At 50.1% G+C, this 15497-nt stretch carries 16 protein-coding genes and 4 tRNA genes; 8 read left to right on the top strand and 12 right to left on the bottom strand.

Annotation, left to right across the window (positions count from 1 at the left end; all coding sequences use genetic code 11):
* Positions 1-128 precede the first annotated feature (128 nt).
* The 4 genes from EHW56_RS06575 (at position 129) to EHW56_RS06560 (ending at position 533) form a co-directional block, all read left to right on the top strand.
* A tRNA-Tyr gene (locus tag EHW56_RS06575) sits at positions 129-213 on the top strand.
* 22 nt (positions 214-235) lie between these two features.
* Positions 236-320 (top strand) — tRNA-Tyr (locus EHW56_RS06570).
* A gap of 21 nt (positions 321-341) precedes the next feature.
* Positions 342-426, top strand: a tRNA-Tyr gene (locus EHW56_RS06565).
* 22 nt (positions 427-448) lie between these two features.
* Positions 449-533 (top strand) — tRNA-Tyr (locus EHW56_RS06560).
* 56 nt (positions 534-589) lie between these two features.
* Here EHW56_RS06560 and EHW56_RS06555 read toward each other — a convergent pair.
* Positions 590-1567 (bottom strand): glutathione S-transferase family protein, encoded by a 978-nt coding sequence (locus EHW56_RS06555; RefSeq protein WP_152794722.1) that lies wholly within the window; start codon positions 1565-1567, stop codon positions 590-592.
* Positions 1568-1777: 210 nt separating this feature from the next.
* Between EHW56_RS06555 and EHW56_RS06550 the strand changes: the two genes are divergently transcribed.
* Positions 1778-2131: a DUF4168 domain-containing protein gene (locus tag EHW56_RS06550; RefSeq protein ID WP_046073635.1), complete on the top strand. Its 354-nt coding sequence runs from the start codon at positions 1778-1780 to the stop codon at positions 2129-2131.
* Between the two features lie 47 nt (positions 2132-2178).
* On the opposite strand, the gene arsJ is transcribed toward EHW56_RS06550, so the two are convergent.
* From arsJ to EHW56_RS06520, 6 genes are all read right to left on the bottom strand, one after another.
* Positions 2179-3402 carry an organoarsenical effux MFS transporter ArsJ gene (gene arsJ / locus EHW56_RS06545; RefSeq protein WP_152794857.1) on the bottom strand — a complete coding sequence of 408 codons (1224 nt, stop codon included), beginning with the start codon at positions 3400-3402 and terminating at the stop codon, positions 2179-2181.
* Between the two features lie 73 nt (positions 3403-3475).
* Positions 3476-4483, bottom strand: a complete 1008-nt coding sequence (locus EHW56_RS06540; RefSeq protein ID WP_152794719.1) for an ArsJ-associated glyceraldehyde-3-phosphate dehydrogenase — start codon at positions 4481-4483, stop codon at positions 3476-3478.
* 11 nt (positions 4484-4494) lie between these two features.
* Positions 4495-4836 (bottom strand): metalloregulator ArsR/SmtB family transcription factor, encoded by a 342-nt coding sequence (locus EHW56_RS06535; RefSeq protein WP_077638573.1) that lies wholly within the window; start codon positions 4834-4836, stop codon positions 4495-4497.
* 106 nt (positions 4837-4942) lie between these two features.
* Complete coding sequence (gene arsB / locus EHW56_RS06530) at positions 4943-6004, bottom strand: ACR3 family arsenite efflux transporter (RefSeq protein ID WP_077667524.1); 1062 nt, start codon at positions 6002-6004, stop codon at positions 4943-4945.
* A 15-nt stretch (positions 6005-6019) separates the two neighbouring features.
* On the bottom strand, positions 6020-6733 hold the full coding sequence (gene arsH, locus EHW56_RS06525; RefSeq protein WP_152794713.1) for an arsenical resistance protein ArsH: 714 nt from the start codon (positions 6731-6733) through the stop codon (positions 6020-6022).
* A gap of 1 nt (position 6734) precedes the next feature.
* The gene (locus tag EHW56_RS06520; RefSeq protein ID WP_152794855.1) at positions 6735-7070 is read right to left on the bottom strand and encodes a metalloregulator ArsR/SmtB family transcription factor; all 336 of its coding nucleotides are present in this window, start codon (positions 7068-7070) and stop codon (positions 6735-6737) included.
* Between the two features lie 520 nt (positions 7071-7590).
* On the opposite strand from EHW56_RS06520, the gene EHW56_RS06515 reads away from it, so the two are divergent.
* Both EHW56_RS06515 and xthA read left to right on the top strand, forming a co-directional pair.
* Complete coding sequence (locus EHW56_RS06515) at positions 7591-7791, top strand: hypothetical protein (RefSeq protein ID WP_152794710.1); 201 nt, start codon at positions 7591-7593, stop codon at positions 7789-7791.
* A gap of 118 nt (positions 7792-7909) precedes the next feature.
* The gene (gene xthA / locus EHW56_RS06510) at positions 7910-8713 is read left to right on the top strand and encodes an exodeoxyribonuclease III (RefSeq protein ID WP_172969987.1); all 804 of its coding nucleotides are present in this window, start codon (positions 7910-7912) and stop codon (positions 8711-8713) included.
* Between the two features lie 84 nt (positions 8714-8797).
* On the opposite strand, the gene EHW56_RS06505 is transcribed toward xthA, so the two are convergent.
* The 5 genes from EHW56_RS06505 to EHW56_RS06485 all read right to left on the bottom strand — a co-directional run bounded on the left by EHW56_RS06505 (position 8798) and on the right by EHW56_RS06485 (position 13437).
* Complete coding sequence (locus EHW56_RS06505) at positions 8798-9475, bottom strand: ABC transporter permease (protein ID WP_046073644.1); 678 nt, start codon at positions 9473-9475, stop codon at positions 8798-8800.
* Between the two features lie 6 nt (positions 9476-9481).
* On the bottom strand, positions 9482-10222 hold the full coding sequence (locus EHW56_RS06500) for an ABC transporter permease (protein WP_046073645.1): 741 nt from the start codon (positions 10220-10222) through the stop codon (positions 9482-9484).
* Between the two features lie 38 nt (positions 10223-10260).
* Complete coding sequence (locus EHW56_RS06495; protein ID WP_046073646.1) at positions 10261-11037, bottom strand: ABC transporter substrate-binding protein; 777 nt, start codon at positions 11035-11037, stop codon at positions 10261-10263.
* An 84-nt stretch (positions 11038-11121) separates the two neighbouring features.
* Entirely contained in the window at positions 11122-11892 is a 771-nt protein-coding gene (locus EHW56_RS06490) for an ABC transporter ATP-binding protein (protein ID WP_046073647.1), read from the bottom strand.
* Between the two features lie 432 nt (positions 11893-12324).
* The gene (locus tag EHW56_RS06485; RefSeq protein ID WP_152799339.1) at positions 12325-13437 is read right to left on the bottom strand and encodes a lipopolysaccharide assembly protein LapB; all 1113 of its coding nucleotides are present in this window, start codon (positions 13435-13437) and stop codon (positions 12325-12327) included.
* Between the two features lie 544 nt (positions 13438-13981).
* Here EHW56_RS06485 and EHW56_RS06480 point away from each other — a divergent pair.
* Positions 13982-15493 (top strand): DUF3360 family protein, encoded by a 1512-nt coding sequence (locus EHW56_RS06480; protein WP_077665960.1) that lies wholly within the window; start codon positions 13982-13984, stop codon positions 15491-15493.
* Positions 15494-15497: the final 4 nt, after the last annotated feature.

The following is a 15497-nucleotide window of genomic DNA, read 5'->3' as shown; positions in this document are numbered from 1 at the left end:
ACGTCGAAAAAGCACACTTTACGTTAATTATCACCCGCAAGACGCTGAAAAAAGCACCAACCACTAATCGGGACAGAGAAAACCCTTTACAGCTCCAGTCGGTTTGGTAAGATTCGCCTCGTTCCCGTGGTGGAGTTCCCGAGCGGTCAAAGGGATCAGACTGTAAATCTGACGGCTCAGCCTTCGAAGGTTCGAATCCTTCCTCCACCACCAATTTTACAAAGCAAGACTCCGTGGTGGAGTTCCCGAGCGGTCAAAGGGATCAGACTGTAAATCTGACGGCTCAGCCTTCGAAGGTTCGAATCCTTCCTCCACCACCATTTTATAAAGCAAGACTCCGTGGTGGAGTTCCCGAGCGGTCAAAGGGATCAGACTGTAAATCTGACGGCTCAGCCTTCGAAGGTTCGAATCCTTCCTCCACCACCACTTTTACAAAGCAAGACTCCATGGTGGAGTTCCCGAGCGGTCAAAGGGATCAGACTGTAAATCTGACGGCTCAGCCTTCGAAGGTTCGAATCCTTCCTCCACCACCATCTTAAAGGGCCAGCATTTGCTGGCCCTTTTTCGTTGTTTTTTGTCAACGGCTCAATCACTTGCCACGAGAGCTGACTGATGCACGCCCATGCGGCGACCACAAATCTTGCTCTGGTCCTTTCGGCACAATGCGCGTCGGGTTAATGTTGCCGTGGCTGTAATAATAATGGGTTTTGATATGGTGCATATCGACTGTCTCTGCCACGCCTGGCACTTGGAATAACTCTTTCATGTAACAGAATAAATTGCAGTAATCGGCAATACGTTGCTTGTTACACTTAAAATGGCCCACGTAGACGGGGTCAAAGCGAATTAACGTTGTGAACAGCCGCCAGTCTGCTTCAGTAATCTGATTTCCGGCAAGATAACGATTGCGACTTAAATGATCATCCAACACCGTCAATGCAGTGAATAACTGATCAAAGGCTTCTTCATAAGCCTCTTGTTCGGTGGCAAAGCCACATTTATAGACGCCATTATTCACATTGGGGTAAACAAACTCGTTCCACTGATCAATCGCCGCACGCAGGTTGTCTGGGTAATAATCGTCATGATTGCCCGTCATACCATTAAACGCCGAATTAAACATTCGAATAATGTCAGCGGATTCATTACTGACAATCGTCTGAGTTTGCTTATCCCATAAAATCGGAACGGTGACTCGACCGGTGTAATCAGGCTTCGCGTGGGTATAGAGCTGATGGGCATAGTCGTATCCATACAGCGGCTCTGGCTCAGAAAACGTCCAGCCATGTTCTAGCATCTCAGGCGAGACGACCGTAACCGCTATATGAGGCTCAAGCCCTTTTAAATGGCGCATAATCAGGGTGCGATGTGCCCATGGACAAGCAAGAGAAACATAAAGATGATAGCGGCCTGATTCAGCACTAAAGCCCGCATCGCCACTTGGTCCAGCTTGGCCATCAGCGGTCACCCAATGACGAAAGCCCGCGTCTTCACGGACAAATCGACCACCCGACGACTTGGTGTCATACCACACATCATGCCAAATACCGTCTATCAGTTTTCCCATACGTCCTCCTTTTTTACTATCAGCAGTATAAGAAGCGCGCTAAGGAAAGTCGGCAGAGCAACTTGTTGGAGTTATTCGAAAAAGCTGAACAATCCTTACAGTATCAACAATGTCATGGTCTTGTGAGAATTTGTCTGATTGCTTTTTCGCGTTTGACGGTCACTCTCCATCTCTTTTAGGGTGACCGTGATAAATAAAAGGAGAGTATTGATGAAACGTTTACTAGCGACCCTATCTTTTGCGTTTGTTGTTGCAGCCAGTCTGCCAAGTTTCGCTGCCAACGAAACAAACGAACTGTCAGCGGATCAGCTGACCGACCAAGTGGTAAGCAGCTACGCAGAGGCCGCTGAACAGGTGGTTTCAATCTCAAAAGATTATAAAAGCAAGCTTGAGAGCATTCGCAGTGAAGAAAAGGCGAAAGCGCTAATGGCGGAGACGCAAAAAGAAATGGCGCAAGCGATTGAGGCAACGGGCCTAACGATAGAAGAATATAACGCTGTTTTTCGTCAAGCACGTGAAGATAAAGAGCTGCAGAAGAAAATCAGCAATATGCTCAACGAGTAACCGCAGTTTGAAACAGGGGTAAGCATATCCATGCTACCCCTGTTTATTTAAGCTTGGTCTGTCGAGACAGCCGTGTTGGGGAGCCCTAGCGAAATCACAGTAGTTAGAACTAGAAATGCGAAAGACACCCAAAGACACGCGGCGAGTCCCCATACTTGGAACACCCAACCGGATAACACAGTACCAATTAAGCGTCCCATGGCATTCGCCATATAATAGAATCCTACATCCAGCGACACACCATCGCCTTTGGCGTAGCTGACAATCAAGTAGGAATGCAGTGAAGAGTTAATCGCAAAGATCGCTCCGAACACCATGAGTCCAACGATAATCACCCCTTGCGGATGCCACTGTTCGCCAATTGCATAAGCAATGACTCCCGTCACCATCGCCAGTAAACATGCCCAACCGAGCGCCGCCTTACCACCCGGCGAATGGCCAGATTGGCGCCCAGTGATTTTCGGCGCAATGCCTTGCACCATGCCGTAAGCGATCACCCATAGCGCAAGAAAGCCGCCCACCGCACTGTGGCTCCAACCAAATGTGGTGCCAAGATAAATTGGCAAGGCCACCACAAACCACACATCTCGCGCGCCGAAAAGGAACATCCGTGCCGCTGAGAGGATATTCACGCTTCGAGACTTAGAAAAAACTTCCGAAAACTTGGGCTTACTTTTAGCTTTTCCCAACTCTGCATTGAGCGACACCACACTGCCGATAAACACCAAACTCAACACGCCAGCCATGGCTGCCACCGCGTACTGAAAGCCAATCAGAGAGAGCAATGCGCCACCAACAAAAAAGCCCACACCTTTGAGTGCATTCTTCGAGCCGGTCAAGATCGCAATCCACTTAAACAGCGCTCCCTGTGCGTTGTCAGGCACCAAGGTTTTAATCGCGCTTTTGGCGCTCATTTTATTCAGATCTTTCGCAATCCCAGACAAGGCTTGAGCCGCCATTACCCAGGGAATGGTGAGCCAAACGGCTGGCACGGCTAACATGGCAAGCGCGATAATTTGCATGCCAAGGCCAATATTCATGGTGCGATTAAGGCCTAAACGCGCACCGAGCCATCCACCGATAAGGTTGGTGACCACGCCGAAGAATTCGTAAAACAAAAACAGCGAAGCGATTTCTAACGTGCCGTAGCCCAGCTCATAAAAATACAGCACCACCAGCATCCGTAGTGCTCCGTCGGTGATGGTAAAATTCCAATAGTTAAAGGTGACCAGCATATACTGGCGCACAGATTGGCTTAATTGAGCAAACATAGTGGTCATCGATTCACATACAAAAAAGGGCGATGCGGCACGGGGCACGCATCGCTACCCTATAAAAAAGCGGTTACTGATCAACGCGGCCGACGTTGCGCACCAACTCTGCGGTGCGCGTGGCATACCCCATTTCGTTGTCATACCACGCATAGATTTTGACCATACGCTTACCCACCACCATGGTGGATAAACCATCGACAATCGTGGAGCGCTGATCGCCACGGTAATCAATCGAGACTAACGGACGCGCCTCAAAGCCAAGAATGCCGTTGAGCTCGCCGTCCGCGGCTTCTTGCAACAGGGCGTTCACCTCATCAGCAGTGGTATCGGTTTCCACGTCAAAGATCACATCCGTTAGCGACGCATTGGCGAGTGGTACACGCACCGCATGGCCATTAATCTTACCTTTTAGATCCGGAAAAATTTCTACGATGGCGGTCGCCGATCCTGTGGTGGTCGGGATCAAGCTCATACCGCACGCGCGGGCACGACGTAAGTCTTTATGCGGCGCATCTAAAATCGTTTGAGTATTGGTTAAATCATGAATGGTGGTGAAGGTCGACTGCGCAATTCCCAGTTTTTCATGGATCACTTTCACAATCGGAGCCAAGCAGTTCGTGGTGCACGACGCCGCAGTCACGATTCGATGTTTACTCGGATCAAATATCGCGTCATTCACTCCCACCACAATATTCGCCACTCGCTCATCTTTGACTGGCGCAGAGACAACCACACGCTTTACGCCTTTGTCCAAGTATTTTTGCAGCAAATCCGCGTCACGGTGTTTTCCTGTGGCCTCAATCACCACATCGCAGCCTGACCAATCGACTGCATCAATCGCTTTTTCTTGGCTTGTCGTCAGTGTTTGACCGTTAATCTGCACGCGGTTGCCTTCTGCACTCACCGCGTGATGCCAACGCCCTTGTACCGAATCAAACTCCAGCAAATGCGCCAGTGTTTCCGTATCTCCCGCCACGTCATTAATGTGGACAAATTCGAGCTCTGGCCAGTCAAACGCAGCACGCAGAGCCAAACGGCCGATACGGCCAAACCCATTGATCCCGACTTTAATTGTCATTGCTTTCTCCTTTACACACAGCAGGTGGGGCGAGACGCCATCTTGGCAAGCCGCGTGAGATCTTCTTGATAAGTGTCTTTTAGGCAGTTGGAGTCCACCAGCCCTTGAATTTGTTTGCGCATCCAACCGGGTAAGTCAGCGGCTAAGCGATAAAACACCCATTGTCCTTGGCGCGTATCAACCAACAAACCACTGGCCCGCAGTTGCGCCAAATGGCGTGAGATCTTCGGCTGCGAGGTATCTAGCGCTTCAGTCAGTTCGCACACACATAACTGCCCTTCACGGGCAATAAGCAGTAAACACCGCACACGTGTTTCATCGGCCAATAATTTGAAAAACTGATGAGGCAACACGGGCTCTCTCATAACGCTTTACTAACTGTATATATGGATATGCGTATATTAATGAACCCAAGCATGCACGCAACTGGGACAGGCCGGAATTCATAAAAGCTTCATGTTAAATCGTATAGCGCCGCTTCATCCTTAGCGCGACATTCACCAAGGCAATCAACACCGGCACTTCCACCAGCGGCCCAATCACTCCTGCAAAGGCTTGATCAGAGTGAATGCCAAAGACTGCTATTGCCACCGCAATCGCCAATTCAAAGTTATTACCGGATGAGGTAAACGCAATTGACGCGTTGCGGTCATAGGGGATCCCCAATTTTTTGCCCACAAAGAAGCTAATAAAGAACATCAACACAAAGTAGGTCACTAGCGGTACAGCGATACGCAGCACATCAAGCGGCAACGCAATAATCGCTTCCCCTTTGAGGCTAAACATCAACACAATGGTCGCCAACAAAGCGACTAACGTCATCGGTGAGACACGTGGCAGAAAGACATCTTCGTACCATTGCTCGCCCTTTTTAGCGACCAGCACGGTACGTGATAGATAACCCGCTACAAAAGGGATACCCAAGTAAATCAGCACACTTTGCGCGATGTCGCCCATGGTGACATCCACCACAAAACTTTGTAGACCCAGCATGGGGGGTAAAACGGTGATAAATAGCCATGCCATCACACTGTAAGTCAGGATCTGAAATAAACTATTCAGTGCCACTAGGGCTGCGCCATACTCTTTGTTACCGCCACTGATATCGTTCCACACCAAGACCATGGCGATACAACGGGCAAGACCAATCAATATCACTCCCGCCATGTAGCCTGGCTCATCACGTAAAAACAGCACCGCCAGTGTGAACATCAGAATAGGGCCTACCACCCAGTTCATGATCAGCGACAGCGTGATGGCTTTTTTGTCGCGCGTGACCGAGCCCAATAAACGATAATTCACTTTTGCCAGTGGCGGATACATCATTAAGATCAAGCCAATCGCCAGCGGCACATTGGTGCTGCCGACCGATAAACGCTCACTGAGGGTCGCCACTTCTGGATAAATCCACCCTATGCTGACCCCTATGGCCATAGCGAGGAAAATCCATACCGTTAAATACCGATCAAGCCAACCCATCTTTTCGGCGGCCGACGGCGCACAGGTTTCAGATTGAGACATCGTGGTAGTTCCTTTTTATAACTGACGTTGATTGACACGTGCTGATAGCTCATCGGCACTCTCAACGCGCTCAGAGTAGCGATCAACGAGATAGTCTTTGTTGTCACGAAGTAAGAGCGTAAATTTCATAAGCTCTTCCACCACATCAACAATGCGTTGATAAAAAGGCGATGGCAGCATCCGGCCTTCTTCATCAAACTCTAAATAGGCTTTGGGCACCGATGATTGATTCGGAATGGTAAACATACGCATCCAGCGGCCGAGAACACGGAGCTGATTAACTGTATTGAATGATTGAGAGCCCCCACATACTTGCATCACCGCGAGCACTTTACCTTGGGTTGGTCTCACGGCCCCAAGACTTAGAGGCACCCAGTCGATTTGGCTTTTCATGATACTGGTGATCGAGCCATGGCGTTCAGGCGAACACCAAACCTGCCCTTCAGACCACATCATCAACTCGCGCAATTCCGCTACTTTCTCATGTGAAGGTTCAACACTATCGGGCGCGGGTAAGCCACTAGGATCATAAATCCGCGCCTCGGCCCCCATCGCCGTCAGTAAGCGCGCCGCTTCCTCAACCACCAGTCGGCTGTATGAACGCGCCCGCAAGGAACCATATAGCAACAAGATACGAGGGCGGTGGCTCGAGCGCTGAACCGCGAACTTATCAGCCGACGGAATATCAAACGCATCGGCCGTGATATTTGGGAGTTCGTTATCATTCATATTATTGTTTTTCCTCACAACAAGTCTGGTTTAAGGCCGTTGGTTCAACAGGTGGCAACATGGCAGGATTGTGTTTTACCGTGGTCAGTAAAATACCACGCATCCACTCCGGTAAGGCTGGATGCAACCGGTAATAGACCCACTTACCACGACGCTCTCCGACAACTAATTGGTGCTTACGTAGCTCCGCCAAATGCCGAGAAATCTTTGGTTGGCTTAGGGCTAACGCCTCCATCAGATCACATACACATAACTCACCATGCTGAGAGAGCAGCAATAGAGAGGTCAGCCGAGTGGGCTCGGATAAGGCTTTGTAAAAAGTGAGTGTGTGATACATCTGCATTACCTCTTCCTAATACATACGAAAAATAATATATATGAAATACCATATGTCAAATCACGCACAGAGGAAAAACACAGCACTATCGCGATCGTATTGCTGTTAAAAAAGCCCTTTACATCCGTAAGAAATGCTGTAGTGTGGCCAAAGCTCTAGATACGGAGCATCAAAAGACATCAAGTCAAAGTCGAGACAGACCACGCTATTTCCCGCATAGACTCTCTGCAGTAATCCACTTTCGCTTTTTTCCTAGATTGATAACCCGTTAAACGCCCTTTTGCTATCACTCATTGGTAAGTATCACTGTATGGATGGTGATCGCTCAATCCAAAGAAACCGACGCATTTGCGCGGCCCATGATGGATAACGACTGAGAGGGCAGAGCAATAATCATTTAACTCATGGAGATAAAATATGGCCGCTACTAACGGCAGACTGCGTCACTGGTATCATTTACGCCGTGCGCAAACACAAACGAAAACCGCTAACAACACAACCAAAACAGTAAGGAGCGCCATTGAAAGTTAACTTTTCACTCCCTAACCTTGCCAACTGGCAGGTCGCGATTCATCAATTTAATGGGGATATTATCCTCAAGCACTTGCTCCATCGCCTACCGACACTATCCCAACCGACGCTGCAGTTTGATCCCAGCACCGAGCTTGGCACTATTTTTAGCCAAGGCGAATGCTTAGGTGAATTCTCTCTTGCGCACTAACGCTTAGCGCATATCGCGCGTTTCCATAACCTATAGAGATAGAGGCCGCCTTTCCGTTCATTGAACGAAGCTGGTAAAGTGTCTTGCTATTAACAAGACAACAAAGGCAGCCTCACACGTGAAAATCATTTCATTCAATATCAATGGTATTCGTGCTCGTTTGCATCAATTGCAAGCCTTAATTGAAAAGCATCAACCTGACGTGATCGGGTTACAAGAAACCAAAGTCCATGATGACGCCTTCCCGCTCGCGGATGTCAAAGCGATGGGTTATGAAGTGCACTTCTATGGCCAAAAAGCCCACTATGGCGTGGCAATGCTATGCAAAAAGTCCCCTATCAGCGTGCAAAAAGGCTTTCCTACCGATGACGAGGACGCTCAACGCCGGATGATCATGGCGACCTTTGAAGACGAAAACGGCAAGCCAATCACTGTGCTCAACGGTTACTTCCCGCAAGGGGAAAACCGCAGCCATGAAACCAAATTCCCCGCCAAGCGTAAGTTTTATCAAGACTTAATGACCTATTTAGCTGACCGTGATCCGAGTGAGCAGTTGGTGGTGATGGGCGATATTAATATCAGCCCGAAAGACGATGACATCGGTATTGGTGAGCAAAACGCCAAACGCTGGCTACGCACCGGTAAGTGCTCTTTCTTACCCGAAGAGCGTGAGTGGCTGGGCACTCTGATGGACTGGGGATTTGTTGACACCTTCCGAGCCCTGCATCCTAGCGTGAACGATCAGTTCTCGTGGTTTGACTACCGTTCCCGCGGCTTTGACGATAACCGCGGCCTACGTATTGACGTGATTCTGGCCACCTCCGATCTGGCGAGCCAATGCATCGATGCCGGCATTGACTACGAACTCCGTGCGATTGAAAAACCGTCAGATCACGCACCGATTTGGGCGACCTTTAAGTAAGCCCCAAGGCGCACGCGTTGGATAAAAAAACGCCGCAGATGATCAGGTGATCACTGCGGCGTTTCTCATTTGAGATTGAGCCGATTAGCTAAGCGGCCTTAAATGGCGTAGGAAGCGGCGCTCCGCTAAGCGGAACATCCAAAGGATGCTAAATGTCAGCGCCATATAAAACACGCCCGCGGTCAAAAACGACTCGAACGGCGCATAATAGCGAGAGTTCACTATCCGCGCGGCACCGGTTAAATCGACAATGGTGATGATCCCTGCCACCGCTGAGCCGTGTAGCATAAACACCACTTCGTTACTGTACGCGGGTAACGCACGACGCATCGCACTCGGCAACACAATGCGCGAAAAGGCTTTATAGGGGCTCATGCCATAAGCGATCGCCGCCTCGACCTCTCCTTTAGGGAGGCCATTAATCGCGCCACGGATGATTTCCGCTGTGTAAGCGGCTGTGTTGAGCACAAAGGCCACCAAGGCGCAGAACCAAGCGTGCTGCCACAAAGAATTCTCGACATTGATCACTTGGCTCAAGCCGTAATAAATCAGATACAACTGAATTAACAGCGGTGTACCCCGGAAAAAATAAATAAACGCCCACGCTGGATAACGCCATAAAGGGAATTGCGCATTACGCGCGACCGCTACCGGCACCGCGACCACTAAGCCAATCACCAACGCAGAGGCGACCAGCCATACGGTGGTCCAAAGGCCTTCTAAGTATATCGGCCAGGTTTCGAGTACGAGAGAAAAATCCATGGTCACCTACCGCGTGTGAATGCTAAAACGACGCTCCATCCAGCGCAGTCCCGTGGTCGAGATACTGGTAAAGAGCAAGAAAATCAGTGCAACGGTAAAGTAAAAAGTAAATGGCATTTGAGTTGAGCCGGCCGCCAACGCGCCTTTTCGCACCATGTCATCAAGGCCAATAATCGACACCAGCGCAGTGGTTTTGAGCAGCACCAGCCAGTTGTTACCAAAGCCTGGCAGCGCATGTCGGATCATCTGCGGCAGCAAAATACGGCGAAATGCCAAACTGCTGCTCATGCCATAAGCACGTGCGGCTTCCATTTCCCCAGCGTCCACCGCCATGATAGCGCCACGGAAAGTTTCCGCCATGTAAGCACCAAAGATAAACCCGATGGTTAGGATCCCGGCAATAAATGGACTCACATCAATATAGTCAGGTAAATAAGATGTCCAGTCGTGATTGGGGTTTTGTCCGGCCATGTATTCGTTAAGCCACTCATTGATGCCATACAAGCTGTTGTTCAACAGCATTTGACCGCCGTAAAAAATCAGCATCATCAGCACCAGATCAGGGATCCCGCGTATGACCGTGGTATAGACCGTCGCTATCCCACGCAGCCAGCCAAATTTGGAGAGTTTCGCCAGTGCGCCCAGCATACCCAGTAGCATTGCAAGACCTAACGAGAGCAGCGCAACCTGAAGGGTCACCCATGCGCCTTCAAGCAGGGACCACTCGTAACCTTTCAAATCAATCATATGATTCGGGCAGCACTTTCATGCTGCCCGCCTGCCTATTACTCGCCGTAAACGTCGTAGTCAAAGTACTTGGCAGCAATCTCGTCATACACGCCTTTTTCACGCAACGAATCGATCGCTTGGTTGAGCTTCTTGGTCAGTTCTTTGTCTTGCTTACGTGTCGCAATCCCAAAGCCTTCACCAAACCACTCAGGGTCTGTCAGTGACGGGCCGATGAACGCAAACTCGTCACCCCCCTCTTTGTCGAGCAGCCCTTGCTGGAGTGCCGACGCATCGCCAAGGATTGACTCAATACGGCCTGCTTTTAGATCCAGGTAGGCTTCATCAAAGGTGCCGTAACGCACGATATCCACCGAGTCACCATAGTTATCAGTCAGGTATTTGTCGTGCGTGGTCGCACGTTGTACACCAATTTTAACGCCCTCTAAGCCCTCTTTGGTAAAGGTCAGATCCGTGCCTTTTTCAGCCACAAATTTATTAGGGATCAGCGCGTATTTGTTGGTGAAGTCAACTTTTCGCTTCCGCTCTTCGGTAATAGACATCGCGGCGATAATGGCATCGTACTTACGTGCCAGCAGTGATGGAATAATGCCATCCCAATCCTGGGCCACAATCTTACACTTTGCCTGCATCTCTTCGCAGAGCGCATTGGCCATATCCACATCAAAGCCTTTTAGCTCGCCTTCGTTGGTGGTCCAGCTAAATGGAGGATAGGCCCCTTCGATACCGAAACGTACGACCTTCCAATCCTTGGCTGCTACGGAGGTTGACCCAACCGCGGCCATTACAGCGGCGGCAACTAGCCATTTTTTCATCTTCCTGTCTCCTGTCGTTTTTACGATGTTGTCAGGGCATTGCCCTATTGCATGGTTATGCTATTGATATTTTTAATAAATAGATTAATAAATCGATGAGATAAACTGCTGCAAACGCTCTGATTCTGGCGAATCAAACAACTCTTTCGGGTTGCCTTGCTCTTCTACTAACCCTTGGTGCAAGAACATCACATGGTTAGAGACATCGCGCGCAAAGCTCATTTCATGGGTAACCACCAGCATGGTACGTCCTTCCTCAGCCAGTGAGCGCATCACACCCAGCACTTCTCCTACTAATTCAGGATCCAGCGCGGAGGTTGGCTCATCAAACAGCAAGACTTCTGGCTCTACCGCGAGTGCGCGCGCAATCGCTGCACGTTGTTGCTGACCACCGGATAAATGGCCTGGGTAGTAATCGCGGCGCTCATAAAGCCCAACGCGGTGTAATAACGCTTCTGCTTCTTCAATCGCTTGTGCCTTAGGCACACCCAGCACATGCACGGGCGCTTCGATAACATTTTGCAGCACCGTCATATGCGACCAAAGATTGAACCCTTGAAACACCATCGCCAGCCGCGAACGAATGCGTTGCACTTGCTTGTCACTGACGGGGATGGGCTCACCGGCACGGTTGTTTTTCATTTTGATCAACTCACCGTTGACCCAAATTTCACCGCCCGTGGGGGTTTCCAGCAGATTGATACAGCGAAGAAAGGTGCTCTTGCCAGAACCGGAAGAGCCGATAATGGAAATCACGTCGCCGCGGTGGGCGTCGAGGGAAATACCTTTGAGCACTTGATGCTGCCCAAAGCTTTTTTTAAGTGATTTTACCTGTAGCGCCACAGCATCCGTCATGCGCTAACTCCTGTCATCCGTGAAATCTGTTGTGTTTGTGGTTAAAGCGCACTAAATGCACTGAGTATGGATTGAAAATATCACCCCTCAACGCAATGAGCAACATTTTGTTAACCTTTAAAGTGCATTCATTATAGTCACTATTACTGCATAAAAAGTCAATCGTAAAATTTACTGCTGAAAAAACCAACAATTGCTTTGTCAGCCATTAGCCGTACTAAACCGGCTTTAACCGAGGTAAGTATAGAAGTTAACTTGAAGAAAGCTGGTTATTTTTATCGTGAAAGCTGACAAAAATTAGCGTTGGAGGGGATAGACGTGCAATTTATTTCATTTCAATGCGATCAGCGGTGCGTAACAAAACTGTGAACACCATAGTTAAACGCCTACTAAAAAAGACAGTGGCGCTTTTAAAGTAGGCAGCCTCTCACCTTATGACAGCCGCGCGTCGCGACGTTTCGCTCGCTTCGCTTTAAGTAGCTCTAAGGTGTCACGCCAGCGCTCGGCAAGGCCGGTAGGATCACGCGCCTCCCACTGTTCTAGCGCATAGTCTGCTAGTGCATAGTCCCCAGCTTTAATCGCACTGATGGATAACCACTGCCACAGCATACGATCATCTTTCAGGCCATAAGAGAGCGCCACTTGCGCGGTATCAATCACTTCCTGCCAATGATTAAGCTGATACGCTAACATCACCTGTAGTTTGAGCGTTTGCTTGTCTGGCTCGCTCAAATTCACTTCACTGATCCGGTTTAACGCCGCCACGCGCTGGTCTGTTTTAATCAAACACTGCACCAGAAATAACTGCTCATCACGCGTGGGTAGCCGGGTCAATTGCTGTAATCCCTGTTGCCAATATAGCAATGCCTGCTGTGAGGCCCCCAGCTCCATTTGGCCGGTGGAGAGAGTCCGGTAAAGGGCAATGTCAGCATTGGCACGCGCTAAATACTGGCGTGCCGCTTGGTGCGAGCCCGCTTTGGCGTGAGCGCGTGCGGCCTGCTCTAACCAACGAGGGGCTACATCGGGTTGATTGACCAACTGATCGAATGTCGCTGCCGCCGCCTTAAAGCGTGATAGCGCCACTTCACTGAGCCCTTTGGTTTGCAGGATAAATGCATCCTCCGCGCCGAGCTTTTTCAGCTGGCGCGCATACTCAATCGCCACGTCGAAACGAGACAGCGCATAAGCAGCCTGCATCGCGAAGCGAGCAGAGGTCGGCTGAAGTGTGTGCTTATCGCGGAGCTGGCGGGCATAGTTCAATACTTCTTCATATTGCTCGACTCGAAACGCCAAGCTAATCACGGCAGTTAACGCATCCGCCTCGCTCTCTTTGCTGAGCGCGTTCAATGCCAATGCAAGACGATAGGCTCGGTAGGCTTCGGCGCGCTGACCAAGGTAAAGGTGGGCGATAGCCTGCAAACGTTGCAGCTCCGCACGCTCAGAGGGTGCCAGCACCTGCTGATCCGATGGAGTCAGCAACGTATCGGCCTCGGTGAGCGCATGTTGATAGTCGCCGTTTTGAATCGCTGCGCTCACTGTTTCCACCCCCGCAGCCTTGACAACCATAAAAGGGCAAAACAGTAAGACACCCAAGCTCAAACAACGCCACTTTGGCATCAGCATGGGAGAACAAACAAACAGGCGGAACAATCGGCGCACCATAAGGACCCATTTTTAGAGGACAATATATCGACTATAACCTATCTTTTTTATTCACTACAGCGAGCAAGCGGTGGCTGTCTTTATTTATTGACACAGATTCAGGATGCCACCACGTCCGCTTTACATCAGGCGAGTTTATCTTACTGTTTTGTAGCACATATTCGCCGCTTAGATTGGTAATTAAATTACATAAATGCTGGTTTATCGGCGAGACGAGAGGAACACAGGGTCAAAAACCTCGGCACAAGTGGGCGTAGCACGTAAAAAAATTACACGGTAATGATCTAAGTCAACATTCTGCGCCCCCCCTGTTGTTAGCATGCTGATAACGAAACAGAACACGGCCACAAGGCCAGCGTTAACAACACATAAAGACTGGCTAAGCCACTGTTTCGAAAGCGTTTGCTTTCTGTACGACGAGGAAATTATGGCAACACATGCTCAAGACCGCAGTGTGAGTCACGAAGAAAAGAGCGAATATCAAAAGAAGCACAAGCCGGCTTCTTCATTTGCCTCCCGCGCTGACTACCTGAATCACGAACTACAAATTATGCGTCCGCGCCGTTGGGGCTTAAACTTGCCTGGCCGTGACTTCCGTTTTGAAATCGAAGACCTTGTCCCAGCGCTCGCGGGTACCATCGGCATTATCGCCATGTACTCTGCTGTGATGATGTCCTGGGCGGATGGTTTAACCGCCGCTTGGGATCACATCACCTTGGGTAAAGCGTTTGCCGTTGAAGTGGCGCGGGTAGAAATGCTTATCCCAGCGCTTCTGTTCTGTGTCCTGTTGTGCGGGTTTATTAACCCACGCGCCAACTTGGCCGGCAACCATGGGCCAATGATTCCACTGGTCGGGACCATTGCGTTAGCAGGTGCTCACCCATTGGCATTGGGGATTCTGATTGGTGCCTTTGGCCTGATACTCAGTTACCTGAAAGGTGGCTCCAAATTAGTTAACTTGACCAGTCAAGGGGTCGCCGGTGGCTTGCTGATCTTCCTTGGCTTTGGTGGTGCAAAAGGCCAGATTGAGAGTCTGCTCGCATGGGGCGCGGCGATTGATATGGGCTATATCTCCATTTTAATTCTCGCCGTATCGATTGTGATCTATGCCTTCTTGGCGCGCATCGGTAAACGCTGGCTCGCGATTCCCGTGTGTGCGGTCACCGGCGGACTGATTGCTACCGCGCTGGGTGCTGGCTCTTCACTGGAGTTCGTTACTCAACCAGGTGTGCCTAACCTCAACCCGGTTTACTGGTGGGGCTCAACCGAGCAAGGCTGGCAGCTAGGACTTCCTAACCTGTCGCACTTCCTCGCCTCTTTGCCATTTGCATTGCTCGCGGTAGCGATGTGGTCACCAGATTTTCTTGGTCACCGGATTTTCCAGGAACTAAATTATCCGAAGAAAGCCGAAAAAGTATTGATGGACGTGGATGACACCATGACAGGTTGTTCTATCCGTCAAATCGTCGGTGCCTCTGTGGGTGGCGGTAACATCACTTCATCGTGGGGAACCTACATGATTCCGGCGGCGATTGCGCGTCGACCCATCCCTGGCGGTGCCATTGTACTGGGTCTGTTATGTATTGCCGTTGCCTTGATTGGCTACCCAATGGATGTCGCCACTTGGCCACCCGTGATGACCATCGCGCTACTGTCAGGTGTTTTCTTGCCCTTGCTTGAAGCAGGCATGCAGATGGTGAAAGACGCCAAGTCGAGCCAAGCAGCGGGTATTTGTATTTTCGCCTCCATGGCTGTTAACCCAGTCTTTGGTTGGGCAGTCACTATGCTCTTGGACAACAACGGCCTTATCGGTGATAAAGAGCGCCCGACAACGCTCTCTACCGTTGACCGTCTGGTGATTCCAACCGCCACAGTGATCATTTGTATTGCTGCCATGTTGGCAGTCGGAATGATTCCCGGCATTCCATCTTTGTTGTAATAAC

Origin of the sequence: Salinivibrio sp. VGrn1, from assembly GCF_009377995.1 — a bacterium.
Lineage (GTDB): Bacteria > Pseudomonadota > Gammaproteobacteria > Enterobacterales > Vibrionaceae > Salinivibrio > Salinivibrio siamensis.
Note: the sequence above shows the minus strand (reverse complement) of the source record. Positions and strands in the feature narration are given on the sequence as shown.